Origin of the sequence: Nocardia yunnanensis (assembly GCF_003626895.1) — a bacterium.
GTDB classification, from domain to species: domain Bacteria; phylum Actinomycetota; class Actinomycetes; order Mycobacteriales; family Mycobacteriaceae; genus Nocardia; species Nocardia yunnanensis.
Genome location: NZ_CP032568.1, coordinates 2,971,190 through 2,996,574, shown reverse-complemented (window position 1 = coordinate 2,996,574; position 25,385 = coordinate 2,971,190). Strand labels below are relative to the sequence as shown.

At 67.9% G+C, this 25,385-nt stretch carries 20 protein-coding genes and 1 pseudogene; 10 read left to right on the top strand and 11 right to left on the bottom strand.

Going from position 1 to position 25,385, the window contains the following annotated elements; all coding sequences use genetic code 11:
- Positions 1-962 precede the first annotated feature (962 nt).
- Positions 963-2,174, bottom strand: a pseudogene (locus tag D7D52_RS39135) (AfsR/SARP family transcriptional regulator); the annotation flags it as partial.
- 222 nt (positions 2,175-2,396) lie between these two features.
- Positions 2,397-3,014 carry a TIGR03085 family metal-binding protein gene (locus tag D7D52_RS13835; protein WP_120736681.1) on the bottom strand — a complete coding sequence of 206 codons (618 nt, stop codon included), beginning with the start codon at positions 3,012-3,014 and terminating at the stop codon, positions 2,397-2,399.
- A 135-nt stretch (positions 3,015-3,149) separates the two neighbouring features.
- Here D7D52_RS13835 and D7D52_RS13830 point away from each other — a divergent pair, with 135 nt between their 5' ends.
- Complete coding sequence (locus D7D52_RS13830; protein WP_162958302.1) at positions 3,150-3,539, top strand: DUF4189 domain-containing protein; 390 nt, start codon at positions 3,150-3,152, stop codon at positions 3,537-3,539.
- 26 nt (positions 3,540-3,565) lie between these two features.
- Positions 3,566-4,126 (top strand): WKL family lipoprotein, encoded by a 561-nt coding sequence (locus D7D52_RS13825; protein WP_120736679.1) that lies wholly within the window; start codon positions 3,566-3,568, stop codon positions 4,124-4,126.
- A 282-nt stretch (positions 4,127-4,408) separates the two neighbouring features.
- On the opposite strand, the gene D7D52_RS13820 is transcribed toward D7D52_RS13825, so the two are convergent.
- Positions 4,409-6,547: a ribonuclease J gene (locus D7D52_RS13820; RefSeq protein ID WP_246023857.1), complete on the bottom strand. Its 2,139-nt coding sequence runs from the start codon at positions 6,545-6,547 to the stop codon at positions 4,409-4,411.
- Complete coding sequence (dapA, locus tag D7D52_RS13815) at positions 6,544-7,452, bottom strand: 4-hydroxy-tetrahydrodipicolinate synthase (RefSeq protein WP_120736678.1); 909 nt, start codon at positions 7,450-7,452, stop codon at positions 6,544-6,546. The genes D7D52_RS13820 and dapA overlap by 4 nt, the downstream gene beginning before the upstream one ends.
- Positions 7,453-7,598: 146 nt before the next feature.
- Between dapA and D7D52_RS13810 the strand changes: the two genes are divergently transcribed.
- Positions 7,599-8,051: a hypothetical protein gene (locus tag D7D52_RS13810; RefSeq protein WP_120736677.1), complete on the top strand. Its 453-nt coding sequence runs from the start codon at positions 7,599-7,601 to the stop codon at positions 8,049-8,051.
- 14 nt (positions 8,052-8,065) lie between these two features.
- Here D7D52_RS13810 and D7D52_RS13805 read toward each other — a convergent pair whose 3' ends face one another.
- The 4 genes from D7D52_RS13805 to D7D52_RS13790 all read right to left on the bottom strand — a co-directional run bounded on the left by D7D52_RS13805 (position 8,066) and on the right by D7D52_RS13790 (position 11,621).
- Positions 8,066-9,115, bottom strand: a complete 1,050-nt coding sequence (locus D7D52_RS13805; protein WP_120744091.1) for a hypothetical protein — start codon at positions 9,113-9,115, stop codon at positions 8,066-8,068.
- Positions 9,102-10,391 (bottom strand): sensor histidine kinase, encoded by a 1,290-nt coding sequence (locus D7D52_RS13800; RefSeq protein WP_120736676.1) that lies wholly within the window; start codon positions 10,389-10,391, stop codon positions 9,102-9,104. Before D7D52_RS13800 ends, D7D52_RS13805 begins: the two co-directional genes overlap by 14 nt.
- Positions 10,388-11,068, bottom strand: a complete 681-nt coding sequence (locus tag D7D52_RS13795; RefSeq protein ID WP_281279190.1) for a LuxR C-terminal-related transcriptional regulator — start codon at positions 11,066-11,068, stop codon at positions 10,388-10,390. Before D7D52_RS13795 ends, D7D52_RS13800 begins: the two co-directional genes overlap by 4 nt.
- 100 nt (positions 11,069-11,168) lie before the next feature.
- On the bottom strand, positions 11,169-11,621 hold the full coding sequence (locus tag D7D52_RS13790) for a flavodoxin family protein (RefSeq protein WP_120736675.1): 453 nt from the start codon (positions 11,619-11,621) through the stop codon (positions 11,169-11,171).
- A gap of 80 nt (positions 11,622-11,701) precedes the next feature.
- On the opposite strand from D7D52_RS13790, the gene D7D52_RS13785 reads away from it, so the two are divergent.
- The gene (locus D7D52_RS13785; protein WP_222932819.1) at positions 11,702-12,268 is read left to right on the top strand and encodes a hypothetical protein; all 567 of its coding nucleotides are present in this window, start codon (positions 11,702-11,704) and stop codon (positions 12,266-12,268) included.
- A 649-nt stretch (positions 12,269-12,917) separates the two neighbouring features.
- Here D7D52_RS13785 and D7D52_RS13775 read toward each other — a convergent pair.
- Both D7D52_RS13775 and D7D52_RS39865 read right to left on the bottom strand, forming a co-directional pair.
- Positions 12,918-13,145, bottom strand: coding sequence for a transposase family protein (locus D7D52_RS13775; RefSeq protein WP_187703150.1), 228 nt, complete (start codon positions 13,143-13,145; stop codon positions 12,918-12,920).
- 190 nt (positions 13,146-13,335) lie between these two features.
- Entirely contained in the window at positions 13,336-14,721 is a 1,386-nt protein-coding gene (locus D7D52_RS39865) for a SpoIID/LytB domain-containing protein (RefSeq protein WP_120736673.1), read from the bottom strand.
- Positions 14,722-14,935: 214 nt separating this feature from the next.
- Between D7D52_RS39865 and D7D52_RS13765 the strand changes: the two genes are divergently transcribed.
- A complete protein-coding gene (locus tag D7D52_RS13765) occupies positions 14,936-17,077 on the top strand; it encodes an N-acetylmuramoyl-L-alanine amidase (protein WP_246023856.1) in 2,142 nt (713 codons plus the stop codon).
- 68 nt (positions 17,078-17,145) lie between these two features.
- On the opposite strand, the gene D7D52_RS13760 is transcribed toward D7D52_RS13765, so the two are convergent.
- Positions 17,146-17,946: an HAD family hydrolase gene (locus tag D7D52_RS13760; RefSeq protein ID WP_120744088.1), complete on the bottom strand. Its 801-nt coding sequence runs from the start codon at positions 17,944-17,946 to the stop codon at positions 17,146-17,148.
- 260 nt (positions 17,947-18,206) lie between these two features.
- On the opposite strand from D7D52_RS13760, the gene D7D52_RS13755 reads away from it, so the two are divergent.
- The 5 genes from D7D52_RS13755 to D7D52_RS13735 are packed head-to-tail and all read left to right on the top strand — an operon-like array spanning position 18,207 to position 25,363.
- Positions 18,207-19,181 carry an ABC transporter permease gene (locus tag D7D52_RS13755; protein ID WP_120744087.1) on the top strand — a complete coding sequence of 325 codons (975 nt, stop codon included), beginning with the start codon at positions 18,207-18,209 and terminating at the stop codon, positions 19,179-19,181.
- On the top strand, positions 19,181-20,107 hold the full coding sequence (locus D7D52_RS13750; protein ID WP_120736671.1) for an ABC transporter permease: 927 nt from the start codon (positions 19,181-19,183) through the stop codon (positions 20,105-20,107). Before D7D52_RS13755 ends, D7D52_RS13750 begins: the two co-directional genes overlap by 1 nt.
- Complete coding sequence (locus D7D52_RS13745) at positions 20,104-21,987, top strand: ABC transporter ATP-binding protein (protein WP_120736670.1); 1,884 nt, start codon at positions 20,104-20,106, stop codon at positions 21,985-21,987. The genes D7D52_RS13750 and D7D52_RS13745 overlap by 4 nt, the downstream gene beginning before the upstream one ends.
- A gap of 11 nt (positions 21,988-21,998) precedes the next feature.
- A complete protein-coding gene (locus D7D52_RS13740) occupies positions 21,999-23,663 on the top strand; it encodes an ABC transporter family substrate-binding protein (protein ID WP_120736669.1) in 1,665 nt (554 codons plus the stop codon).
- Between the two features lie 32 nt (positions 23,664-23,695).
- Positions 23,696-25,363, top strand: a complete 1,668-nt coding sequence (locus D7D52_RS13735) for an ABC transporter family substrate-binding protein (protein WP_120736668.1) — start codon at positions 23,696-23,698, stop codon at positions 25,361-25,363.
- Positions 25,364-25,385 lie beyond the last annotated feature (22 nt).

Sequence of the window (25,385 nt, the reverse complement as noted above, 5' to 3'; positions counted from 1 at the left end):
TCGTGCAGCGCCAGCATGCCCGCGAAACCCTGGGTCGCACCGGAAGCCCACGGGTCCGCCTCCGGATCGTCCTCGGCGAGCAGCCGGCGCACATGGGCCGCCGCCAGCCCCGGCGCGTCCATCTCGCCGGCCAGCGCGAAGACCAGCGACAGCCGGACCCGCCGCGCGGCAGCCGAATTCCCGTCCGCCGCACAGGCACGCACCAATTCCTCGAGCGTCTTGGCCAGATCGACCGTGGCATCGCAGGCCAGCCCGGTCTCGGCGACCGTCAGCGCGAGATCGGCGGCCAGCACCCGATGACGCGGCGTCCCCGCGAGCGCCAGCCGGTAGAGGGCGTTGAGGTTGCGGCGTTCGATGGTGAGGAAATCGCGGGTCGAATCCAGGTCCGGCAGCCGGGTGCCCGGGTGCGCGGTCGGCGCCAGCGCCAGGCGCAGGCCCGGATGCCGCACGCGCAGGACCGTTTTCATGGTGGCGAGGTAGTAGTCGAGCAGCAGGGCGGTGACGTCGGCCTCGCTGTCGCCGCCCGGACGGCCGAGAGCGAACAGCCGCATCAGGTCGTGATAGTGGTAGCGGCCGCGGCCGACGGATTCCAGCATGCCGCGATCGACCAGTTCCTCGCACAGGTCCTCCGCGATCGACTCGGTGGTGTCGAGGACCGCGGCGGTGGCCGCCAAGGGCAGATCGGGCAGGTCGGCGACCGCGAGCAGGCGGAAGGCCCGGGCGGCGTCGACGGGCAGCTGGTCGTAGCCGGCCCGGAACGCGGCGGTGAGCGCGAGGTCGCCGACGCGGAAGCGGTCGAGGTCGTGGCGTTCGGCCGCAAGCCGTTCCGCCTCGGAGACCACCGTCCAGCGCGGGCGGGCCGCCACCCGCGCGGCCACGATGCGCACCGCCATCGGCAGCAGACCGCACAGTTCGACGATACGGCGCACCGCGTCGGGCTCGGCCGCCACCCGCCGCGGGCCGACGATGCGGGTGAAAAGCGTGACGGCCTCACCGGTTTCGAGGACGCCGAGAGCGGCGGTGCGCACGCCGGGCAGCGCGGTCAGCGGACGGCGGGCGGTCACCAGGACCGCGCAACCGGATTCGCCCGGCAGCAGCGGCAGCACCTGCGCCGCCTCGCCGGCATTGTCGAGCACCACCAGCAGGCGGCGGCCGCTGCTCGCGGAACGGAACAGCGCCGCCCGCTCGGCGACCCCGGCGGGAATCTCCTTCTGCGCCACGCCCAGTGCGCGCAGGAACGCGCCCAGCACGTGCGCGGGATCGGCGGGCGTGCTACCCGCGCCGCACAGGTCGACGTAGAGCTGGCCGTCCGGGTAGAGACGGCGAATCCGATGTGCCACATGCAAAGCCAGGGCGGTCTTGCCGACGCCGCCCATCCCGGAGATGGCGACCAGCAGCGGCGCCGCACCGGCCAGCAGGTCGCTCAGCTCGCCGGCCAGTTCCTGACGTCCGGTGAAATCGGCGGTGTCGGGCGGTAATTGGGCCGGGCGCGGCGCGACCAGCGCGATCGGTGCGGCCGATTCCGCGCCGGGCAGGTCGTCGGCGAGGATCTGGCGGTGCAACTCGGCCAGCATCGGGCCGGGTTCGATGCCCTGCTCGGCGACCAGCAGGCGACGGACGCGCTGATATTCGTCGAGGGCCTCGGTGCGGCGGCCGGCGCGATAGAGGGCGGTCATCATGAGCCCGCGCAGGCGTTCGCTGTGCGGATCGGCGGTGATCAGCGCCGCCAATTCGGCCATGGCGTGCGAGAAGTCGCCGCGCTGCACCATGAGCTCGAGCAGATCCTCCTCGAGGATGCGATGCAGCCGGCGCAACCGGGCGCGTTCGGCCGCGGCCCACGGTCCGGGAACACCGGTGAGCGGGTCGCCGCGCCAGGTGCGCAGGGTGGTGCGCAGCGCGGTGTCGGCGGTGTCGAGGCAGCCGCCCGCGCGGGCCTCGCTCACCTCGGTGCGCAACCGGTCGACGGAGTCGACGTCCAGTTCCAGCGCACCGTCGAGGCGGTAACCGCGCGACTCCGAGGACAACAGCACCGCACCCGGCGCGGCGAGATGTTTGCGCAGCGCCCACGCGTAGTTGCGCAACGCGCCCACCGCCGAGGAGGGCCGCTCCGCGCCCCAGATGCCGTCGACGAGTTCCTCCACCGACACCGTGCGCCCCCGCGCGCACGCCAGCATCACCAGCGCCGCTTGCTGTTTGGGTGGCATGGGCGGAATCGGCACGCCCTCGGACGCCAACTCGACCGGTCCGAGAACCGACAGTTGCCAAGACATTGCCTACCACCTCATCACCCACGGGCCGCTGCCGAACACGCACGCTACCGATCGTCGCGTGATCGTTTCATGACCGCTGCGCGCGCCGCCATTTCGGCGCGGCCGGCCGTCCCGGGGGGCGGGCGCTCAGACGCTGCGGTCGAGGGCGTGGACCAGCGCCACATCCTCGGCGGCGCCGGTGGCCTCGAGCCGGACCTGATTGCGGCCGAAGGCGTGCAGCAGCAGCTCCGAGGGCGGACCGGCCAGCACCACGGTGCGGTCACCGGCCTGGTGGGCGACCGTGCGGCGACCGTCGGGCGTGGTGAGCGCGACCGTAACCGGGGATTTGCGATATGCCATGCGCGCCAAGCCCGTCAGCGGCTTCCAGAGCGTGTTCTCGTCCTCGGCCGACAGCGTGCGCGGCTCCCAGCCGGGCGCGCCGCGGCGGACGTCCTCGTGGTGGACGAACATCTCGGTGGTGTTCATCAGCGCGTCGACCGGGCGCAGCAGCCAGGGCGGGCCACTGCGCACCCGATCCAGCAGCTCGGGGTACGGACGCTGGGCGACCTTGCGCTGCACGCCTTCCAGATAGGAGGCGAAAGGTTTCAGCAGGATGCCGGGCGCGGCGTCGGGGCGGCGCTCACGGACGATCAGGTGCGCGGCCAGGTCCCGGGTGGTCCACTCCCCGCACAGGGTCGGCGCGTCCGGACCGGCCTCGGCCATGGCCTGGACCAGCGCCTGACGCTCCCGTTGAGCCAAAGTCATGAGGCGAACCTTAGTCGGGCATATCCGAATATGCACGGCGCCGCGGAACCGGGTTGGCGTCGGCACAGCTGTATCGGTAGCTTGATCCCTCGGTCCAGCGGGTCATGGACCCGAAAGCACAAGAAGGGCAACACCTTGAAGAAGATCGTCACCGGCGCAGCCGTGCTGGTCGCGGCCGCCGGTTCCCTTGTGGTGGGTACCGCGGCTCCGGCCAACGCCAATCAGGACTACAACTTCGGCGCGATCGCGCTGTCGCTGTCCACCGGTCGGATCGGCTACTCCTACGACTATTCGGACAGCCCCTCGGCCAAGACCGCGGCCATGAACTCGTGCACCTACGACGACTGCAAGATCGTGGCCAAGTTCGCCAACGGCTGCGGCGCGGTCGCCTACTCCCACCGCGACGGCTACTACACCTTCGGCGCGGCCTCCTCGCGCGTCGACGCCAAGAATCAGGCGCTGAGCCGCAACTCCGGGGACGCCACCATCATCCACTGGAACTGCACCACCGGCTACGAGCTGTAGTCATCTCAGACATCGGGGAGAATTCGTTGAAGCACACCATCTTTCGCGCGACCGCCGCACTGCTGCTGACCGTCTCGGCGCTGAGCCTGACGGCCTGCGGCAAGTCCGACGACAGCGCCAAGGTCACGACCACCACCTCCGCGGCCGCGCCCGCCGGCAAGTTCCAGGGCGGCACCGAGGGCGACGACAAGCAGACCGGCCAGGCGCCCGCCCCCACCACGGCGGCCGATCTGCCCAAGCCCAGCGTCGCCGACCTGAACGACAAGGTCACCAAGGCCTTCGACCCGGCCATCGACGCCAAGACCAAGACCGACTGGATCGAGGACGCCGCCCTCGACCCGCAGCTGGCGCAGAAGCTGGTCGACGCCGCCAAGGCCAATAACGTCAAGGTCACCATCACCAATGTGGGCGACCCGTCCGGCGGCAAGCTCAAGGCCGACGCCGACGTCACCATCGACGGCAAGCCCGTCCAGAACGCCACCGTGTCCTTCGTGGCCGACGGCGCCGAATGGAAGATCGACCACAACTACGCGTGCTCGATCGTCAAGACCGCCAAGCTGAATTCCGCTGCCTGCCAGGATAAGTAGGCTCGCCCCCGAGCGCCGGACGTCTCCGTCGTTCCGGCGCGCTTTTGGCCGGAATCCAACGCCTCTGGGTGTGGATCCCGGCCAAAAACATGCCGGGATGACGAGGGGCCGCGCGCCGGGATGACGAGGGCCGCGCGCCGGGATGACGAGGGCCGCGCGCCGGGATGACGAGGGCCGCGCGTCGGGAGGACGAGGTCTCGCGCTGGAGGTGCGGTCGCAACGACAATCGCCCCGGCAGTCGGACTGTTCGGGGCGATTCTCGTTGTGCCGCTGACGCTTTGGCTAGACGCCGATGACCGTGGGGACGATCATGGGGCGGCGGCGGTAGGTTTCGGCGACCCAGCGGCCCACCACGCGGCGGACGGATTGGGCGATGCGGTGGGTGTCGGTGACGCCCTCGACGGTCAGGCGGTGCAGTTCGCTCTCGACGAGTTCCTGTGCACCGGTGAGGGCTTCGGGGTCGTCGGAGAAGCCGCGGCCGGTGACCTCGGGGGTGCTGACCGCCTTGCCGGTGGCCGAATCGATGGCGACATTGATGGAGATGAAACCACCCTCACCCAGGACCAGACGATCCGAGAGGGTGGATTCGCCGACATCGCCGACCGAGAGGCCGTCGACATAGACCTGGCCGACGGGGACGCGGCCGGAGATCGAGGCGATGCCGTCGACCAGGTCGACCACGACGCCGTTCTCCGCCAGGATGACCCGCTCCTCGGGGACGCCGGTCGCCACCGCGAGCGCGCCGTTGGCGCGCAGGTGCCGCCACTCGCCGTGCACGGGCATGGCGTTGGTGGGCCGTACCGCGTTGTAGAGGTAGAGCAGCTCGCCGGCCGAAGCATGGCCCGACACATGGACTTTCGCGTTCTGCTGGGTGACGACCGTGGCGCCCAGGCGGGCCAGGCCGTTCACGACGGCGAAGACCGCGTTCTCGTTGCCCGGAATCAGCGAGGAGGCCAGCACCACCAGATCGTCGGGCCGGATATTGATCTGGCGGTGATCGCCACGCGCCATCCGCGACAGCGCCGAGAGCGGCTCGCCCTGCGAACCGGTGGAGATCAGCACCAGCTTGTGCACCGGCAGATTCGCGGCCTGATCCAGATCCACCACGATATTGTCCGGAATGTCGAGATAGCCGAGATCCTGGGCGATCTGCATATTGCGGACCATGGACCGGCCCACGAAGCACACCCGGCGGTCGTAGCGCTGCGCCACATCCACCACCTGCTGAATGCGGTGCACGTGAGAGGCGAAGGAGGCCACGATGACCCGGCCCTTGGCCTTGCCGATCACATTGTCGAGCACCGGGCCGATCTCGCGCTCGGGCGTGACGAAACCGGGCACCTCGGCATTGGTGGAGTCCACCAGGAACAGATCCACGCCCTCGTCGCCCAGGCGGGAGAACCCGGCCAGGTCGGTGAGGCGGCCGTCGAGCGGCAGCTGATCCAGCTTGATGTCACCGGTGTGCAGCGCGATACCCGCGGGCGTGCGGATCGCGACCGCGATGGCGTCGGGGATCGAGTGGTTGACCGCGAAGTACTCGCAGCCGAACGGGCCGTGCGTGGTGTGCTGGCCCTCGGTGACCTCGGTCAGGTTGGGCTGCAGGCGATGTTCGCGGCACTTGGCCGCCACCAGTGCGAGGGTGAACTTCGCGCCGATGACCGGGATGTCGCGGCGCAGCCGCAGCAGGAACGGCACCGCGCCGATGTGATCCTCGTGCCCGTGGGTCAGGATCACCGCGGCGATATCGTCCATGCGGTTCTCGATGGGACCGAAATCGGGCAGGATCAGGTCGACGCCGGGCTGCTGATCCTCGGGGAACAGCACACCGCAGTCGACGATCAGCAGCTTGCCGTCGTACTCGAAAACGGTCATGTTGCGGCCGATTTCACCGATGCCGCCGAGTGCGAACACCCGCAGGCCGCCCTTGGGGGCCTTGGGCGGGGTGCCCATGGCGTGCGGGTCACGCGGGGCCGGGGCGGGTTCGCGATCACGGCCGCCCTGACGGCCACGGCCGCCGCCGCGACGGTTGCGATCGCCACCCCGCGAGCGGGAATCGTCCTGGCGCGAGCGGGAATCGTCCTGGCGCGAGCGGGAATCGTCCTGGCGCGAGCGCGGGGCCTCGTCGGCCGGTTTGGTCGCGGCCTTGCCGGCGGAGCCGTTGCGGCCTCGGCCATTGCGTTCCCGAACCGGTTCGGCGGCAACGGATTCCGTGCGAGCCGTATCCGGCTGGGCGGCAGCGGTATTCGACTTGTCGGCGGCCGGAGCCGACGACTCGGCCGACGCGGCAGCGGCATTCGCGGCAGCCGGAGCAGCGGAGTCCGGCTGGGCGGCGGGCTGCGCCGGGGCTTCGGGGGCCGGGGCGGGAGCGCCGGCGGCGCGGCTGGCGGTGCGACGCGGGCGGCGGGCGATGGGGTCGCTCATGCGAGGACTCCCGCCGCGTGCAGGTCCACCACGAGCTCGTCGAGTTGCTCCCGGCCTGGCATGAGTTGGGGCAACCGTGGCTCACCCGCCTCGGTGCCGAGCAGCCGCAGCGCACCCTTGGTCATGGCGACACCGCCGAGACGGGCCATCGCCCGATTGAGCGGCAGCATGCTGACATTGATCTCGCGGGCGCGGGCCATGTCACCGGCGGTGTAGGCGTCCAGCAGGGCGCGCAGGCGATCCGGCACCAGATGGCCGATGACGCTGATGAATCCGGTCGCGCCGACCGACAGCCACGGCAGGTTGAGCACATCGTCGCCGGAGTAGAAGGCCAGCCCGGTCTCGGCGATGAGTTCCGCGCCCGAGCCCAGATCGCCCTTGGCGTCCTTCACCGCGACGATGCGCGGGTGCTCGGCGAGCCGGCGAATGGTGTCGGTCGCGATGGGCACCACCGAACGCGGCGGAATGTCGTAGAGGGTGACCGGCAGGTCGGTGGCGTCCGCGACGGCGGTGAAGTGCGCCAGCAGCCCCTCCTGGCTGGGACGCGAGTAGTACGGGGTCACGACCAGCAGACCGTGCGCGCCCGCGCGCTGGGCATTGCGAGCCAACTCGATGCTGTGCGCGGTGTCGTAGGTGCCGGCGCCCGCGATGACGGTGGCACGGTCCCCGACGGCGTCCACGACGGCGCGCAGCAGATCGAACTTCTCGGACTCGGTGGTGGTCGGCGACTCACCGGTGGTCCCGGAGATGGCGAGCAGATCGACGCCGCCGTCGATCAGGCGGGCGGCCAGCGCGACACCGGCATCGACGTCGAGCTTGCCTTCGGCGGTAAAGGGGGTCACCATCGCGACACCTACTGTGCCGGACGCGCGCAGCTCGGTTCGCGTCGATTCACCATTCGTCATAGTCAGAAAGGCTACAGCGTCGCTGGAACGGGATTTGCACCGTTATACCCGAACCGCGGCAGGTGCGATGGCGATTCGTGTCAAGCGCCCGATTCTGGCGTCAGAAGTTTCCTTGAATGACATCAAAAGGACGTCACACTGGTGTCATGGATCTCTCCACATACACCGCCCAGCTGCGCGAGAACCTGATCGCCGCGGCCGCATTGGGCGATGAGAAAACCCAAGCCACCGCCGCGGCGCTGGCCGCCGCCACCGAGAACTCCGCCCGCCTGGTATTGCTGGCCGCGCTGTCCGAACTCGCGGCCGAGGTGAGCGCGACGCTGCCCGACCGGACCGTGCACGTCTCGGTCGAGGGCGCCGACGCGCACGTGGACGTGCGCAAGAGCGCGAGCGAGGACGACCATCCCAGCTTCGAGGAGATGACCGGCGATATCAGCCGCGTCACGCTGCGGCTGGTCGAGCAGATCAAATCGCGGGCGGAGGAGGCGGCGGCGCAGAGCGGGCAATCGCTCAACTCGTGGCTGTCGACGACCGTCCAGTCCGCCCTGCGGGATCAGATGCGCAAGGGCGGACCGGGACGCTGGGACAAGGACGCATAGGCGCGGGCGCCTGATCAGTCGGTGATGGTGGTGACCTTGCCGTCGGTGTCGATCTCGGTGCGGCGGTCCTGATCGGGAGCCGTCGCCAGTACGGTCGCCAGCACGTGCCGGCCCAGCGGCAGCACTCGCACGGTGATGCGGCCGGCGTTGATGGCGTCGAGTTCCTTTGTGGCAGCGTCGATCACGCGTTTGCGCACCCACTGCGGGACGCCGGCGAAACCGCCGTCGTCGAGCAGGATGACCTCCACGCCGCGCCCGCGCGCGCCCCGGGCGGCACCGCTGAGTTCATCGGTCACCAGCTGCGGGGCGCGCAGGCCGTCGCGGAGTTCGGCCTCGAGCAGGCGGCATTCCTCGCGTTCGGCGGCGGTCAGTTCCACGCCGTCGGCGATGCGTTCCAGGATCGGGCGGGCCACGCGGTCCAGGCGCGACAGTTGGCGGGTGCGTTCGCCGTCGGCGGCGGCCATGGTGGCCTCGGCGGCGGCGCGCATCATGCCGTCCTCGCGCAGAATGCGCAGGGAGCGCTGCATGGGACGCATGACGGCGGTGAACACCGAGATGGCGGTGACCGTGCCGACCGGGACCAGTGAGCCGACCAGTGTCCCGGGTTGCAGGTGGCCGCCGATCAATCCGATGGTGACCAGGACGGCCGCCACCGCGGTGACGCCGACCCACGCGGTGCGAATTCGCCCGCGCAGCACCAGGACCGCGAGGACATAGGAGGACGCGAACGCCGTCCACACCGTCTCGTGCACGAGATCGTGCTCGGGGGTCATGACGGTCAGCGCCGTCGCGATCGGTGGCGCGGCGGCCGCGTACAGGGCGACCGGAATCGGCAGCGGGTCGACGGGAATCGCGGTGACCAGCGCGCACGCGCTGAGCATGAGCACCAGGCTGACCAGCGCCGCCCAGAACGGGGACTGGCCGAAATTGCGCATCATGTACAGCGCGACAACGGCTTCCAGGATCAGCAGGAACAGCCAGGCGGCGCTGCCGCGCAGGCCCAGCAGATCACGCAGGCCGAAGCGGGAGTCGAGGTCGATCAGGTGGTCGTCAGCGGGAACCATCGCCACCCCAGACCAATGTCACCGTGGTGCCTTCGCCCAGTTGGGATTCCACGAACGCCGAACCGCCGGCCAACTGGCGCATGCGGCCCAGGATGCTCATGGAGATGCCGAGCCGGTCGGCGGAGACGGCGGCGAGGTCGAAGCCCGCGCCGTCGTCGCTGAAGGCGATGCGGATGCTGCCGGCGCTGACCGTCGCCGTCACCGTGCGGCGCACCTCGCGGCCGGGAACGGCGGCGTGGCGCAGGCTGTTTCGCACCGCCTCGGTCAGGGCGGCGGCGATGGTGCTGGCGGAATGCACGGGCATGCGCAGATCGTCGTAGCCGGGCCAGGTGCGGGTCGCGAAGCGGATACTGGGGTTGATCTCGTGCACGGCGGCGCGCAGGAACAGCACCGCCGAGCGGGCGTCGAGCAGGTCGGGATCGCGTTCGTCGCCGCGGTATTCGTCGAGTTGTTCCAGGGTGCGTTCGGCCTGGCGTTGCAGCACATCCGATGCCGTGCCCGCGCGGGACGCCTCCAGCAGGGTGGAGAGGACGGCGTCGTGGATGAGGGCGGCGAAGCGGGCGCGTTCGCGGTCGCGGGCCTGCGCGGCGGCCTGGGCGGCAGCGCGGCGGCTGGCGATCGCGGATTCGCGGTCGACACGGGCGGCGGCGCCGGTGGCGGCGGTGCCGCACCACACGCACAATGCCGCCAAACCGGCTGCGCGCAAGAAGTTCTCGCCCACGTTCTGCGGGGTCGCGGCCGTCACCGTGTAGACCGTGGCCGCGGCGGCCGACGTGCAGGCGACCAGTAGGTAGGTGACGGTCAAGCGGGTCGGCCAGGCCAGGACCGCGGCGGTCACCGCGACCGGGGCCACCCGGTAGAGCCACACCGTCGTCGAATCGACGGTGTGCATTTCCAAGCCGAAGGGGATGGAGGCCAGCGCGCCCAGGAAACCGACTGCGGCGCAACCGCAGACGAAACGGGTCGCGCGGGGCCCCGATACCGCCGAGACCACGGCGATCACCGGATACCAGCCGAAGGCCAGCACCACCGCGAGCACCGTCCACCACGCGGGCGCGTACCGGCCCTGTTCGGCGATCTGCGGCAGTTCGACGAACCCGAAGATCACGCCCGCGATGCCGATGGAGATGCCGAGCCGCCGCATGATGCGGTCGTAGGCGGCGGTCGACGGGTCCTCTTTCATGGCCAGTCCGCGGCGCAGGCGGTGCGCGAACGCCGCCGCCGACGGGAGCGGCCGGGACGCGGCCGGGGATTCGAGGGCGCCCGAGGCGGTCATGCCCGCGGATTCCGTTCGGGGACGGGCAGCCACCCGTCCTCGACGGCCCGCTTGTAGAGGTCGGTCTTGGTGGGGGCGGGGCGGCCGGCGTCGGCGTACTTCTGGCGGATGCGGCCGAGATAGTCGTTGACCGTCTGCTCCGAGAGGCCGGTCATGCGGGCCACCCGGGACGCCTTCTCACCGGAGGCGTAGAGCTGCAGCACCTGCTGCTGGCGGGGGCTGAGGCCGACATTCGACAGCTGCGGGTCGCCGTCGATGGCGGCGGCCCAGTCGGTGGTGACGACCTGTTCGCCGTGCGCGGCGCGGCGGACCGCGGCGACCACGGTCTGCATGTCCTCGGACTTGCGCACCACGCCGAGCACACCGGCGCGCGCGGCGGCCCGCACCATGAACGGGTTGTCAGCGCCGGTGAACACCAGCACCTCGATGCCACGCGCCCGCAACGCGCGCACATTGTCTTCCGGCGAGGACCCGTCGGCCAGCCGCAGATCCAACACCACCAAATCCAGCCGCGGTCCCGCCGAAAGCAATTCGGCCACCGTACCCGCGGTGATCACCAATTCCAGATCGGCCTGCGGCGCCAACATGGCCGACAAGCCCATCGCCACCGACTCATGGTCCTCGACCAGCCCGATCCGGCGAATCCCCGATTCCTGCGCCTCCACGGCGGCCGTCACCTCTTCCCACACTCCACGAACAACACTCCTGCGGGAGCGCCCACCCGAGTATGACGCCCCCACCCCCACCTCTGTCAGCCACCAGAATTCGGGGGAAACCTCACCCCATCAACGTCGCCGCCACCGTCGCCCCCAACTCCCAGCATCTCTCCACCTCAGCCTTCCCCGGCTTCCCCGAAACGATCACCGCCGCCGCCGCTTTCTCCCACCCCAACCCGGTGGTCACGCCCTCCACACTCCGCTCCGCGCCCTCGGTCCCCTGATTGCCATGGATATAAAGCCCATAGGGCCGCCCCCGAGTCGAATCCAGGCACGGGTAATAGAAGGTGTCGAAGGCATGCTTGAGCGCGCCACTCATATACCCAAGATTGGCCGGAGTCCCCAGCAAATACCCATCGGCCTCGAGCACATCGCTCACAGTCACCCCAAGCGCAGCCCGCCGAACCACCTCAACCCCCTCGATCTCAGGATCCGTAGCCCCAGCCACCACCGCCTCGAACATCTCCTGCATGAACGGCGACGGCGTGTGATGAACGATCAGCAGCTTCGGCACCCCCCGAGCCTAGAACGCCCTCCGCTCCCGGTGTTCCAGCACGGCCGGCCGGCCGGTGGGCGAACCTTAAGGTGGTGATCGTGAGCGATGGGGAGCAGGGGAAGCAGCGGTTTCTGGTGTGCCACGACTACGGGATGGGTGGGTTGTGGTGGGTGATTCGGGCCCGCTCGGCTCGAGAGATCGTCGAGACCTTCGCGGAGACGAAAGTGGTGGAGGATCCGACACGGTGGGCAGAGCTCGAGGAGTTCGGGCTGGATGAGGTCGACATCGACGACGTCGCGGATTCCGCCCTGCAGAGTTTGCGGGGCCGGAGGGAGGCGCAGCGTCAGCGGCCAGGCTTCGGCGTCATGGCCGATCGAGCGCTGTTGTACACGCGGCAGCGCTGGGACGGAAAAGAAGGCGTACCGGCTGCCGACTATTTCACCGAAATCAGGGACGGGTACCGAACCCGCCAGGTCGAGATTCGAGATATGGGTGGTGCGGTGCGAACGGGTTTGAACGATTTCCCGCTGAACCCGCCAATCGATCTCTGGGACCCGGAGTTGGCGGACCGGGAGATCACCGCCGAGGAATTCGAGACCGCCTGGGAAAGCGCAGGTCCCGCACCCGGGTTGGTATTTGAAAGGGTCGCGCTCGACCTGTCCTGATACGCCGAATTATGCTGCGACACTGTCTTGTTCACGGCTCATTGGCAACCCATCCTCCCCCGGATCGAAGCGCCACCCTCAGGCGCTAATCCACCGCAAGCTGCGCGAGCCCAAGGCCACGCCGTGAGCTGCGAACTTTCGCCGAAACGCCAATCGTTCGGGGGTTCGTCAACGATCGGCGTAGCCGCTGAATTCAGTCAACTCGAGTGCGCACTCATGCCGAGTTGAGCACGATCGCCCCGACTGCGACGCTTTGGCAGAATGCGCGATGTGCGAGTGACCTCCTACGAAACCATCGGCCCAGTTACACGAGAGCGATGGAATACCAACACAGTGGCCCGCTTCGATGAGGTCGGTTCGTTCACCGACCTACTGGCCGCCTTGGACTCACTTCGCGGAACGTACGTCCCCGCACGGCTTCTGTGCAGCCTGATTTCACCGCGGCACATCATGCCGACAACGCGCGGATCGACCGCATCGCCGCAGGCCTTCAGGATCCAGACTTGTGCGTCGAATGGGAGGCGCTCGCGAGTACACGGAACGAGGACGGAGCGGAGACCGACGTCAAGGCTCTCGTCCAGATCAATCGGCAACCCGATCGCGCTGTCGGCGATGTGGTGGTGGTCCAGCGAGGTGATCTCAGCGACTTTCATTGGTGTCGGCCGTGTTCGAAATGGGTGAGTACGAGTGCGGCTTTGACGATGTCGCCGATTTTCTCGGGGCTGGTGGTGAAGTGGCGCAGGGCGCGCCAGCGTCCGGTGAGTAGGGCGAAACCGCGTTCGGCCAGGCAACGCAGCCCGCGTAGCAATCTGTTGCGGGTGCGAGTGTCGATATCGAGGTCGCGGCCGTCGGCGGAATTCTTGACCGGGGTATGCACCCCGATCCCGGCGCAGCCCTTGGTGAACAGCGGTTGTGGTAAACAGCTGATCTACCAGGGGCTTCGCCAATCACGTCGGCGACACGCCGCACCAATCCTCAACGGCGCCAACACCTCTCAGCCGAGGATGAAAATGGCTCATTACGTGCATCGCCGCATTTCAGTGCGTTGCAACGGAAGTCGTGGCGGCTTACGGAGCGGGTGTCAGCGGGGACGAGGACGTTTTCACGTTGCTCGGCGCCGGGGTCATCGGTGGGGTTGGAGTGGAGGCTGTGCGGGGGGCGGGGGTGGCGGTGGGGGTTGCGGGTTTGTCTGCGCCGAGGAGGGTTGGGGCGAGGGCCCAGCGTGATTCGGAGAGCATCGAGTTGGGGCCGGAGCTACCGGGGACCGGTAAGGGAGGTAGGGGTATTCCCACTCGGTTTCGGCTGTCGGGTTTCGGGCGGGATGGGGCGCCCGGGCTGGAATTGCTTGGTGCGGAATGTGTTTCCGCGTCGGGCATGGCATTGGTGGGGTCTGGGTAGGTGGGGGAGGCCGTGTCCGGGGTGGTGGTGTCCGGGGTTGGCTGATCGAATTGTGTTGGGATGGTGGAAGTTTGGTCGGGGGACGGGAGGTTGGGGAGGAGGTTGGGGTTTTGGGCGGCGGGGAAGTCGGAGAGGGCGGGGCCCAGTTCCATGGCGGAGGCGGGGGTGGGGGTGCCGGCGTCGGGGGCGGCGGAGTATTCGGCGCGGAGGATGTGGTTGTCGCGCACCAGGACTCGGCCGGAGGTGGCGGTGACGGCGGCGGTGGTGCGGGGGTCTTCCTTGTCGGTGCCGAGGTACATCTGACAGTCGGTGGTATCGCAGGTTTGGGCGTAGGAGTAGCGCTGTTCGGCCAGGGCGTAGGAGCGGGCGGCGATGGCTTGGGCGCGAAGGGCTTCGGCGCCGCCCTGGTCGGCCCAGCCGGGGACCATCTCGGCGGGGACCACGCCCTCGAGGTAGTCGTCGAGGTCCAGGTCGTTGACGGTGCGGGCGGCGCCGTTGTCGAGGGCGACGCCGAGGACGCCGCGGTAGGCGTTGCCGCCGCAGATTTCGAGTTGCTCGTTGGCGGGGCGGTCGGTGCCGTCGGCGACGGGGTAGGCCCAGGGGTCGTCGGTGGAGCCCTCCCACAGGTTGGCGCCGTCGCAGCCCTGGGTGATGGTGACGTCCGCACCGGCGGCGGTGGGAGTCAAATGCGCTGCCTGGCCGGGGATTACGCGACGGCCGGCGACGTAGAAGACGGAATCGGAGGCGATGTCGAGGGTCTTGTCGTCCTGCTCCATGAGGCGGACGCGGACCGTGGTCGGGCCGATATCGGCGAGCTCGGCGCCTTCGTAGTAGTTGGCCAGGATGCGATCGGCGGTCCAGCCGGCGGCGGCCTTCTCGAAGGCGCCGTTCTGGCTCAGGCCGCGGCCATGGCCGGCGGCGGCGGTGAAGTGGAAAGCGTTGTCGGGCCACGCCCAGATCAGGAGGGCGGTGCCGCCGGTGGCGGCGGCGGTGACGAGGGACAGGGTGAGCAGACCGCGCCGTCGACGGCGCCTCGCTAGGTACCCGTTCGGCATGTCATACCCGTTCTTTCGGGAGCCAAAGCTACATTCGAGTTATTCAAAGCTAAGCCTCAACCATACGTTCAGCGAATGTGACAGTAGGGACTAGTGTGATCGCTGATGCGTCGAGTGGCAAGCAAGCGCTCCGGACGCGGATAGACGGATTTACCTCGAATGGGAGATGCTCGTGCCGTATCGCAGACCGAAACACGCCATCACACTCCCGGTTGTGACCGTCCTCGCGCTGACTGCCCCCGTAGGCATCCTGGCGCTGACCGATTCCCGAGATGTCCGGGTTACGGATGAAAGCAATCTGGCAGCTATACCTGCGCAAATAGCCGAAGTCGCCCTGTCGTCGGCACCCGATATCGTGCTGCCGCTCCATGAGCTGACCGGGCTGAACCTGCCCGACCTCCACCTGTCGGACTTGCGGATGCTGCCCCTGCCCAGGTCCATTCCGATCCCGCCGAACCTCATTCCGGGCGTCCAGCTGCCCAGCGAGATCCCGCTGCCCCGGCTGAATTCCACGCCCGAGCCCGGCCCCGCGCCCGCCCGGCCGACCACGACACGCCCGGTCGCGCCCGGCGCCACGAAACCGGCGGCCCCGGCGGCGGGCACACCCGGATTCATCGCGGAGCCCGGTCCCGAACCCGCTGCGAACAGCGAATCACCAATCGCCCCAGCGGATTCCGGTCCACAAGCCGCAATCCCCACCGCCGACGATCCCGCCGCCCCCGGCCCGCATCCGGTGCCCGATCTGACCGGCGATCTCCGCTCCCCCGCCCTGGCCCCGGGCGCGGTGCCCGACGATCTGGTCGACAAGGTCGGCGCGCAGGTCAAGGAGCTGACCCGCGACACCCCGTTCAGCATGGTGGCCCTCACCGCCGCCGACCTGGCGGGCACCACCACCAAGCTGCGCGCCCAGCGCCCCGACGGCACCTGGGGCCCCTGGTACGACGCCGAAACCGAAACCGGCCGTGACCATGCGAAGCCGGGCGGGCGCACCGGCACCGAACCCATCTACGTCGGCAACACCAAGACCGTGCAGATGCTGGTGACCCGCAAGCCGGCCGCCGCACCCGCCGAACCCAAACCGCTCGACGACGGTTCGGCCGATCCGGCGCAGATCAATCTGGAGAAGCTGGCCGCGGTGCTCATCGATCCGGGCCGCGGCAGCATCGACGGGAACCTCTCGACGGTGGCCGCGCCGCTGCCCGGCGGCGGCCCCAAGGTGATCACCCGCGCCCAGTGGGGCGCGGACGAATCGCTGCGCTGCGAGGAACCCACCTACGACGACGGCGTGTCCGCGATCACCGTGCACCACACCGCCGGTCGCAACGATTACACCAAGGCCGAGTCCGCGGGCATCGTCCGCGCCATCTACGCGTATCACGCGAAAACGTTGGGCTGGTGCGATATCGGCTACAACGCGCTGGTCGACAAGTACGGGCAGATCTTCGAGGGCCGCTACGGCGGCCTGGACCGCCCGGTCGAGGGCGCGCACGCGGGCGGCTTCAACATCAACACCGCCGGGGTCGCGCTCATGGGCGACTACGAGGACGAAGCCCCGACGGACGTCTCGATCCAGGCGATCGGCAAGTACATCGGCTGGCGCGCCAAGGTGGCCGGCATCGACCCCGAAGGCTCCACCACCATGTACTCCGAGGGCAGCGATTACACGAAATACGCACTGGGACAAGCGGTGAAGCTGCCCCGAATCTTCGCCCACCGCGATGTCGGCAACACCACCTGCCCCGGCGACGCCGCCTACGCGCTCATGGACAAGATCCGCCAGATCGCCGAGGACGCCGCCGGCTCTCAAAGCACCCCCACGCCCACCACCCCCCGCACCCGCCCCGGCCAGAACGCCGGAAACCCCGCCCCCACCGCCCCGGCCCCCGACGCAAACGGCAACGGTGCCAACCAAGCCGACCTGGCAGCCCTCGCCGACCTAACCCAGAAGATCCTCAACATGCTCGACCGCAGCCCCGTAGCCCGCTACTGGAACGACCAGGGCGCCGCGAACGGCCCACTGGGCCAACCGAAAACAGCCCCCGTCACCCTGGCCGACGGCGGCCAGTACGCCGAATTCACAAACGGCTACGTCTATTCGACCCCCACCGGCCAAATCTTCTCCGTAGTCGGAAAAATCCTGGAGCGCTTTCTCCAATTAGGCGCCGCCACCGGCATTCTCGGCCTCCCCTCCAGCAACGAATACCCCGTCCAAGACGGAATGCGCACCGACTTCCAAAACGGCGCCCTGATCTACAACAAACTCACCGGAATAGTCACCACAGTCCTGAAAAACTACGGCGCAGTCCAAGACCCCGCCAAACCCATCCCCGCCATACCCACCCCCACAACCAACTAACCAAGATCAGGGAGCTCTCAGCGCTGTAATTCGGACAGAATTCCGCAGTGAGAGCTCCCTGATCTTGTTCAGGCCCACCAGCGTTCGAGGGTGCGGGCTACGCCGTCGTCGGTGTTGGAGGGGGCTACCTCGTCGGCGGCGGCTAGGGCTTCGGGGTGGGCGTTGGCCATGGCTACGCCGTGGCCGGCCATGAGGAGCATGGGGACGTCGTTGGGCATGTCGCCGAAGGCGATGAGGGAGGAGTGTTGGACGCCCAGGCGTTGGGCGATGGTGGTCAGGCCGGTGGCTTTGCTGACGCCGGGGGCGGACAGCTCGATGAGGCCGTTGTCGGTGGAGTAGGTCAGGTCGGCGCGACCGGCCAGGTGGGGTTCCAGGGTGGCGCGCATGATGGCGCTGGAGGTGCCGGGTAGGCGGATCAGCATTTTGATCGCGGGGGCGGAGATCACCTCGGCGCGGGAGACCTGGGTGTCGTCGGGGTTGAGCCAGGCGTGCTCGTATTCGGGGGAGCTGACGAATTGGGGGGTGGCCGCGTCGTGGGCGCTCACGCCGACTCGTTCGGCGGCCAGCCCGCAGCCGGGCAGTAGCCGTTCGGCCAGATCGGCGGTCCACGTCAGGGTTTCGGTATCCAGGACGCGGGTGTCGAGCACTCGGTCGGTGGCGCTGTCGTAGATCACCGCACCGTTGCCGCATACGCACAGTGGCGCGAAACCGAGTCCGTCCACCACCGGATCGATCCAGCGCGGGGGCCTGCCGGTGGCGAGTACGAACGGCACGCCGTCGGCGATGAGGGCATTGATCGCGGCCTTGGTGCGGGCGCTCACCTGCTCACGGTGGTCGATGAGCGTGCCGTCCACGTCGGAGGCCACCATTTTGGGTTTGGGCAGGTGAAAGAGCGTCACCTACTCCATCCTGCCTCGAGCCGCCCGCGCGCCGCCCGTGGATTACGGACGCCGCCGTACAAACGAGACCTTTCCGGCACGACCGGGGATCCGTCCGCCGCGCCGGCCCGTGACAGCCTCCGCCACACCCGATAACACACGGATTGCCGTCGCGTCTGCCCTCCGTGCCCGGCGTTTACGGTTTCCTGTCCCTATGATCTGGGGTCAGTACTCGACCCCGGAAGGGCATGATGGCCGGTTTTCTGCTGCGACGTGCGCTGAACTATGTCGTGCTGCTGGTGCTGGCATCGTTCCTGGTGTTCACGGTGGCCGCGTTCACGTTCACCCCGCTGGACCAGTTGGAGCAACGCAATCCACGGCCGCCGCAGTCGGTGATCGACGCCAAACGCTCCGAATTGCATCTGAACGAGGCGATCCCGGCGCGCTATCTCTCCTGGGCGGGCGACGTGCTGCAGGGCGACTTCGGCAAGACCATGGCCGGGCAGCCGGTCAAGGACGAGTTGGGCCGGCGCATCGGAGTCAGCCTGCGGCTGCTGGTGATCGGGTCCATCTTCGGCACCGCGCTGGGTGTGCTGATCGGCGCGGCGAATGCCATCCGCCAGTACAAGTTCAGCGACTATTTCAGCACCGTCGTGTCCATGCTGTTGTTGTCCACGCCGGTGTTCCTGCTGGCGACACTGCTGAAATTCGGTGCGCTGGAGATCAATCTGGCCACCGGCAAACAGATCTTCCTCTACACCGGCGAGACCTCCGCGACCGCCGTGCACGGCCTGTGGAACCAGATCGTGGACCGGGCCCAGCACATGGTGCTGCCGACCCTCGGTCTCGCGTTGGGCGCGATGGCGGGATACAGCCGCTACCAACGCAATGCGATGCTGGATGTGCTCGGCAGCGATTTCATTCGCACCGCCCGCGCCAAGGGCCTCACCCGCAGCCACGCGCTCTACAAGCACGGTCTGCGCACCGCGCTCATTCCGATGGCGACGCTGTTCGCCTACAGCTTCGGCGGGCTGGTCACCGGCGCGGCCTTCACCGAGAAGATCTTCGGCTGGCACGGCATGGGTGAGTGGCTGGTCGACTCGATTCACGCGCAGGACATCAATGTGGTGTTGACGGTGACGCTCTTCGCGGGCGTGGTGATTCTGCTGTCGGGCCTGCTGTCCGACATCGTGTACGCGATTCTCGACCCCAGGGTGCGTGTCTGATGACCGAGGTGGAGACCATTGTCCAGGGCGCGCCGCAGGTCGCGGCGGCCGGTCGCCGGAAACTGGTGTGGCGGCGGTTCCTGCGCAACAAGATCGCGGTCGGCGCGGCGATCGTGCTGATCCTGCTGTTCGTGGTCGCCTTCACGGTGCCGCATTTCCTGCCCTACGCCTACACGGATATCGACACCACGGCGAAGTTGAAGCCGCCCAATGGGAAACATCTGTTCGGCACCACGTCGCTGGGCGAGGACGTGCTGGCGCAGACGCTGCACGGCCTGCAGAAGTCCCTGGTGATCGGGTTCGGCGCGGCGCTCATCTCGGCGGTCATCGCGACCACGGCCGGATCGGTGGCCGGGCTGCTGGGCGGCTGGACCGATCGGGTGATCATGTGGGTGGTCGATCTGCTGCTGGTGATTCCCAGCTTCATCTTCATCGCCCTGTTCTCCCCGAAGACCAAGGGCAACGACTCGGTGATCCTGCTGGTAGTGCTGATCGCGGTGTTCGGCTGGATGATCTCGGCCCGCATGGTGCGCGGCCTGTCGCTCACCCTGCGCGATCGTGAATTCGTCCGTGCCGCACGATATATGGGCGCGTCCACCTGGACGATCATCACCACGCACATCGTCCCGAACATCGCCTCGATCCTGATCATCGACACCACCCTGGCCATCGGCGGCGCGGTGATGTCCGAAACGGGTTTGAGCTTCCTGGGTTTCGGCGTGCAGCCGCCCGATGTCTCGCTGGGCTCGCTGATCGGCGACTACTCCAAGAACGCCCTCACCTACCCGTGGACGTTCATGTTCTCGGGTCTGTTCCTGGTCGTCATCGTGCTCTCGGCCAACCTCATGGGCGACGGCCTGCGTGACGCCTTCGACCCCAATGCGCAGCGGGCGCGGGCGAAGCAGGCACGAAAGGCCGTCAAATGAGCCAGGATTCGGCCGGGACGCAGGCCGGCGAGCGGTCCAGGACCACCGCGCCGCTGCTGGAGGTCTCCGATCTGCGGGTCTCCTTCCCCGGTGAGGAAGGCCGCGTCGAGGCGGTGCGCGGGGTGAACTTCACCGTCAACGACGGCGAGGTGCTCGCCATCGTCGGCGAGTCCGGCTCGGGCAAGTCGGTGTCCTCGATGGCGGTGATCGGGCTGCTGCCCCAGCAGGCGCGGATTCAGGGCTCGATCCGGCTGCGCGGCCGGGAACTACTGGGGCTGGGCGATCGGGAGCTGTCCAAGCTGCGCGGCAGCAAGGTGTCCATGGTGTTCCAGGACCCGCTCTCCGCGCTGACCCCGGTGTACCGGATCGGCGATCAGATCGCGGAAGCGCTGCTGGCGCACAAGAAGATGAGCCGGCAGGAGGCCGCCGCCAAGGCCGTCGAACTGCTGGACCTGGTGGGGATTCCGGACGCCGCCCAGCGCGCGAAGGCGTTTCCGCACGAGTTCTCCGGCGGCATGCGTCAGCGCGTGGTCATCGCCATGGCCATCGCCAACGATCCCGAGTTGATCATCTGCGACGAACCGACCACCGCCCTGGACGTGACGGTGCAGAAGCAGATCCTGAACCTGTTGCGCAAGGCCCGCGACATCACCGGCGCGGGCGTCATCTTCATCACCCACGACATGGGCATCGCGGCGACGCTCGCGGACCGGGTGGCGGTGATGTACGCGGGGCGGATTGTCGAAACCGCACCGGCGCAAGAGCTTTTCACCGCGCCGCGGATGCCCTACACGGCCGGGCTGCTGGGTTCGATTCCGCGGATGGACGGCCCGGCGCGCCGGCCGTTGATCCCCATCGTGGGCAATCCGCCGGCCATGCACGCGCTGCCGCCGGGCTGCTCGTTCGCGCCGCGCTGCCCGGTTTCCATCGAGGACTGCCGGGCCGCCGAACCGCCGTTGCAGGACACCGGTCCCGGCCATCGCGCCGCCTGCATTCGCACCTCCGAGGTGAGCACCGCGGATCTGTTCGCGGCGTACCGCAGGGAGATCGAGCTGCCGGAGGAGGTCGCGCAGGTCGATGCCTCGCAGGTGGTGATGCGGGTCAGCGAGCTGCGCAAGACGTTCCCGATCGTCAAAGGCGTGGTGTTCCAGCGCAAGACCGGCGAGGTGAAGGCCGTCGACGGCATCAGCTTCGAGGTGCGCGCGGGCCGCACGCTGGCGCTGGTCGGCGAATCCGGGTCGGGCAAGTCGACCACGCTGACCCAGATCATGGATCTGGTGCGGCCGGAGGGCGGCAGCATCGAGATCCTCGGCCACGACGTCACCACGCTCACCAAGCAGCAGCGCCGGGAGATCCGGCGCAAGATGCAGATCGTGTTCCAGGATCCGTCCGCGTCGCTGGATCCGCGCCTGCCGATCTCCGACGCACTGGCCGAGCCGCTGCGCATCGACGGGCGCTCGCGCGACGAGATCAACCGTCGCGTCCCGCAATTGCTCGAGCAGGTGGGTTTGCGGCCCGAGCACGCCGACCGATACCCGGCCGACTTCTCCGGCGGCCAGAAGCAGCGCATCAATATCGCGCGGGCGCTGGCGCTCGATCCCGAGCTGCTGGTGCTGGACGAGCCGGTGTCGTCGCTGGACGTCTCCATCCAGGCCGGTGTGCTGAACCTGTTGCGGGACCTGCAGACCGAACGCGGGCTGTCGTACCTGTTCGTCTCACACGATTTGTCCGTGGTGCGTAATCTTGCCCACGACATCGCGGTCATGTACCGCGGTCAGATCGTCGAATACGGTCCGGCGGAACGCATTTTCGCCAGTCCGGAACACGCGTACACCCGCGCACTGATCGACGCGGTGCCGGTTCCGGTGGCGGCCCGATAGGAGGGTGTCGGATGCGGATTGGACGAGGTTGCACCGCGGCGATTCTCGCGAGCGGACTCGCGCTGGCGGCATGCAGCGGTAATACGCCGACCCCGACGGGGACCGGCACGCTCGGCATGACCGCGGACATCAATCCGCATCCGCGCGACGACATCAAGGACGGCGGCAATCTGCGGCTGCCGACCCCGGAGATCCCGGTCAACTGGAACGCGCAGCAGGTCGACGGCAACGACGGCGATTACGCGGACATCGAGCGCTTCCTGCTGCCGCGCGCGTTCAACACCGACGCGGCGGGCAATCTCACCGTCAATCACGACTATTTCACCGACGTGCAGCTGACGTCGACGAACCCGCAGGTGGTGACCTACACCATCAACCCCAAGGCGGTCTGGTCCGACGGCCGCCCGGTCACCTGGGAAGACATTGCCTCCGAAGGCAATTCGCTGAGCGGTAAAAACAAGGACTTCCAGATCGCCATCAGCAACGGCTTCGACCGGGTGGCCAAGATCGAGCGCGGGGCCGACGACCGGCAGGCCGTCATCACCTTCGACAAGGGTTACGCCGACTGGCGCGGACAGCTGTCGGGCAATTCCATGCTGTACCCGAAAGAGGTGACGGCGACGCCGGATGCGTTCAACCGCTCGCTGGTCAACGGGCTGCCGGTGTCGGCGGGCCCGTTCCTGCTGCAGAACATCGACCGCACCAACGGCCTGATCACCCTCGCCCGCAATCCCAAGTGGTGGGGCAACACGCCGAAACTGGATACGGTGACCTTCCGGGTGCTGGACAGCAATGCCTGGACCCAGGACCTGCAGAACAACGAACTCGACGCGGCACTGCTGCGCACGCTGCCGGATCTGCAGAGCGTGCGGGCGGTCTCCAGTCTCACCGTGCGGCACGCGGCGTGGAACCGGTGGCGCTACTTCGCGTTCAACGGCGCGCCGGGGTCACTGCTCGCGGATCAGCAAGTGCGCGTGGCGATTTCGAAGGCCATCGATCGGCAGCGGATCGCCGATACCCTGCAGAACGGGATCGTCGACAAGCCGCAGCCGCTCAACAGTCAGGTCTTCCTGCGCGGGCAGCACGGCTACCAGGACGACGCGCCCGCCTTCGATTCCGATGCCGCCGCCAAGGAACTCGACGCGGCCGGGTGGGTAAGGCAGGGTGACGGCCGGTTCAAGGACGGCAAGAAGCTGACCCTGCGCGACGTCTTCGTCCAGGACGACGCGCATCTGCAGGTCGCCAAGCTGATCCAGCAGGATCTGGGCAAGATCGGCGTCGAGCTGACCATCGAACCGCATCCCGCGCAGCGCTTCTTCACCGATGTGCTGCAGACCGGCAACTTCGACGTCGCCCAGTTCCTGCTGTCCGGCGACGCGTTCGTGTTCAGCAGCCTGCCGCAGGTGTTCGGGCTGTACCCCAACGACATTCAGCTCAACTACGGGCGCATCGGGTCGCCGGAGTTGAACGCGCTCATCGACCAGACGCTGTCGGAGGTGGATCCCGACAAGGCGATCGCGCTGGCGAACCAGGTCGACCGCAAGGTCTTCGAGGAAGGCCACTCGCTGCCGCTGATACAGGACGAGGGCAACTTCGGGGTACGGTCCGATCTGGCCAACTTCGGATCTCCCGGACTGGCCTCGTACGACTACACCAGTATCGGGTTCCTGAAATAGGACGACAGCCGTCTCGGCGGAAGGAGCGGTCCATGCGGATACGTTCGACCATGATCCGATTCGCGATTTCCGCGGTCGCGCTGGGGATGGTGGTGACCGGGTGTAGTTCCAGCTCCGATGAGGGCGGGACGGCTCAGCTCGGCGTCACCAATGCGATCAATCCGCATCCGGTCTCGGACCTGAAGGACGGCGGGAACCTCCGGCTGAACCTGACGTCGTTCCCGGCGTCCTTCAATGCGCTGCATGTGGACGGCAATGTCGAGGACACCGTCAGTGTCGTCGCGCCGACGCTGCCCTACACGTTCAACAGCAATGCCGCGGGCGAGCTGAGCGTCAATCACGACTATTTCACCGATATTCAGCTCACCTCGACCAATCCCGAGGTCGTCACCTACACCATCAACCCGAAGGCGGTATGGACCGACGGTTCGCCCATCACCTGGGAGGACCTGAAGTCGCAGTGGCAGGCCAACAACGGCAGCAATCCGGATTACCAGTCGGCCGGGATCGTGGGCTACGACCACATCGGCAAGGTCGAGCGCGGCGTGGACGACCGGCAGGCCGTGGTCACCTACAAGGAGCCCTACGGCGAGTGGCAGGGCGTGTTCGGGATCATCTACCCGAAGGCCGACACCGAATCCCCTGCCGCGTTCAATGATTGGGCCCGCAACTCGCTGCCGGTCAGCGCCGGCCCGTTCATGATCACGAACCTCGACCGCACCCAGAACCGGATCACGGTGGGCCGCAATCCCAAATGGTGGGGTGACACTCCGAAGCTGGACACCATCACCTTCAGCGTCCTCGACTACACCGCGATCGTGCCCGCCATTCAGAACAACGAGCTGGACGAGGCCTACGTGTCCGGGCTCGAGGCGGTCACCGGCGCCAAGCAAGCGCCCAATGTCGAAATCCGGCGGGCCCCGGAACCGACCTACGGGTTCATCGCCTTCAATGGCGCACCGGGATCGGTCTTCGCGGATCAGAAGCTGCGGGTGGCGATCGCCAAGGCCATCGACCGGCAGACCATCGTCAACACCAGCCAGCACGGCATCGTCGACGCCCCGAAGACCGTGAACAACCACGTCTACATCGACGGTCAGAAGGGCTACCAGGACAATTCGCAGGATGTGGCGTTCAACCTGGACCAGGCCGCCAAGGAACTGGATGCGCTGGGCTGGGTCATGAAGGGCGACGTCCGCGAGAAGGACGGCAAGCAGCTCGCCATCCGCGATGTCATGTACCAGCAGGACTCCTGGGTGGACACGGCCAAGATCATCCAGGCCGATCTGAAGAAGATCGGCGTGAAGATGGACATCCAAACCGTCCCGGGCACCGGCCTTTTCACCAATGTCATCGATCCGGGTAACTACGATCTCGCGCAGTGGAGCCGCGGTACCAGCGTCCAGCCGATCGGCGCCCTCAAGCAGTACTACTACTACGACCCGAACAACTGGCAGAGCAACAAGTCGCGCATCGGGTCGCCGGAGCTGAACGCGGTCATCGATCAGGCCATCGCGGAATTGGATCCGGCCAAGGCCATCGAACTGGCCAACAAGGCCGACAAGATGATCTGGGACGAAGGGCATTCCATGCTGTTCAACCAGGCGTCCGGCACGCACGCCGTTCGCACGAACCTGGCCAACTGGGGTGCGTTCGGTCTGGCCAACCCGGATTACACGAAGGTCGGGTTCCTCGAGTAGGACCGTCCTGACCACAGCCGAC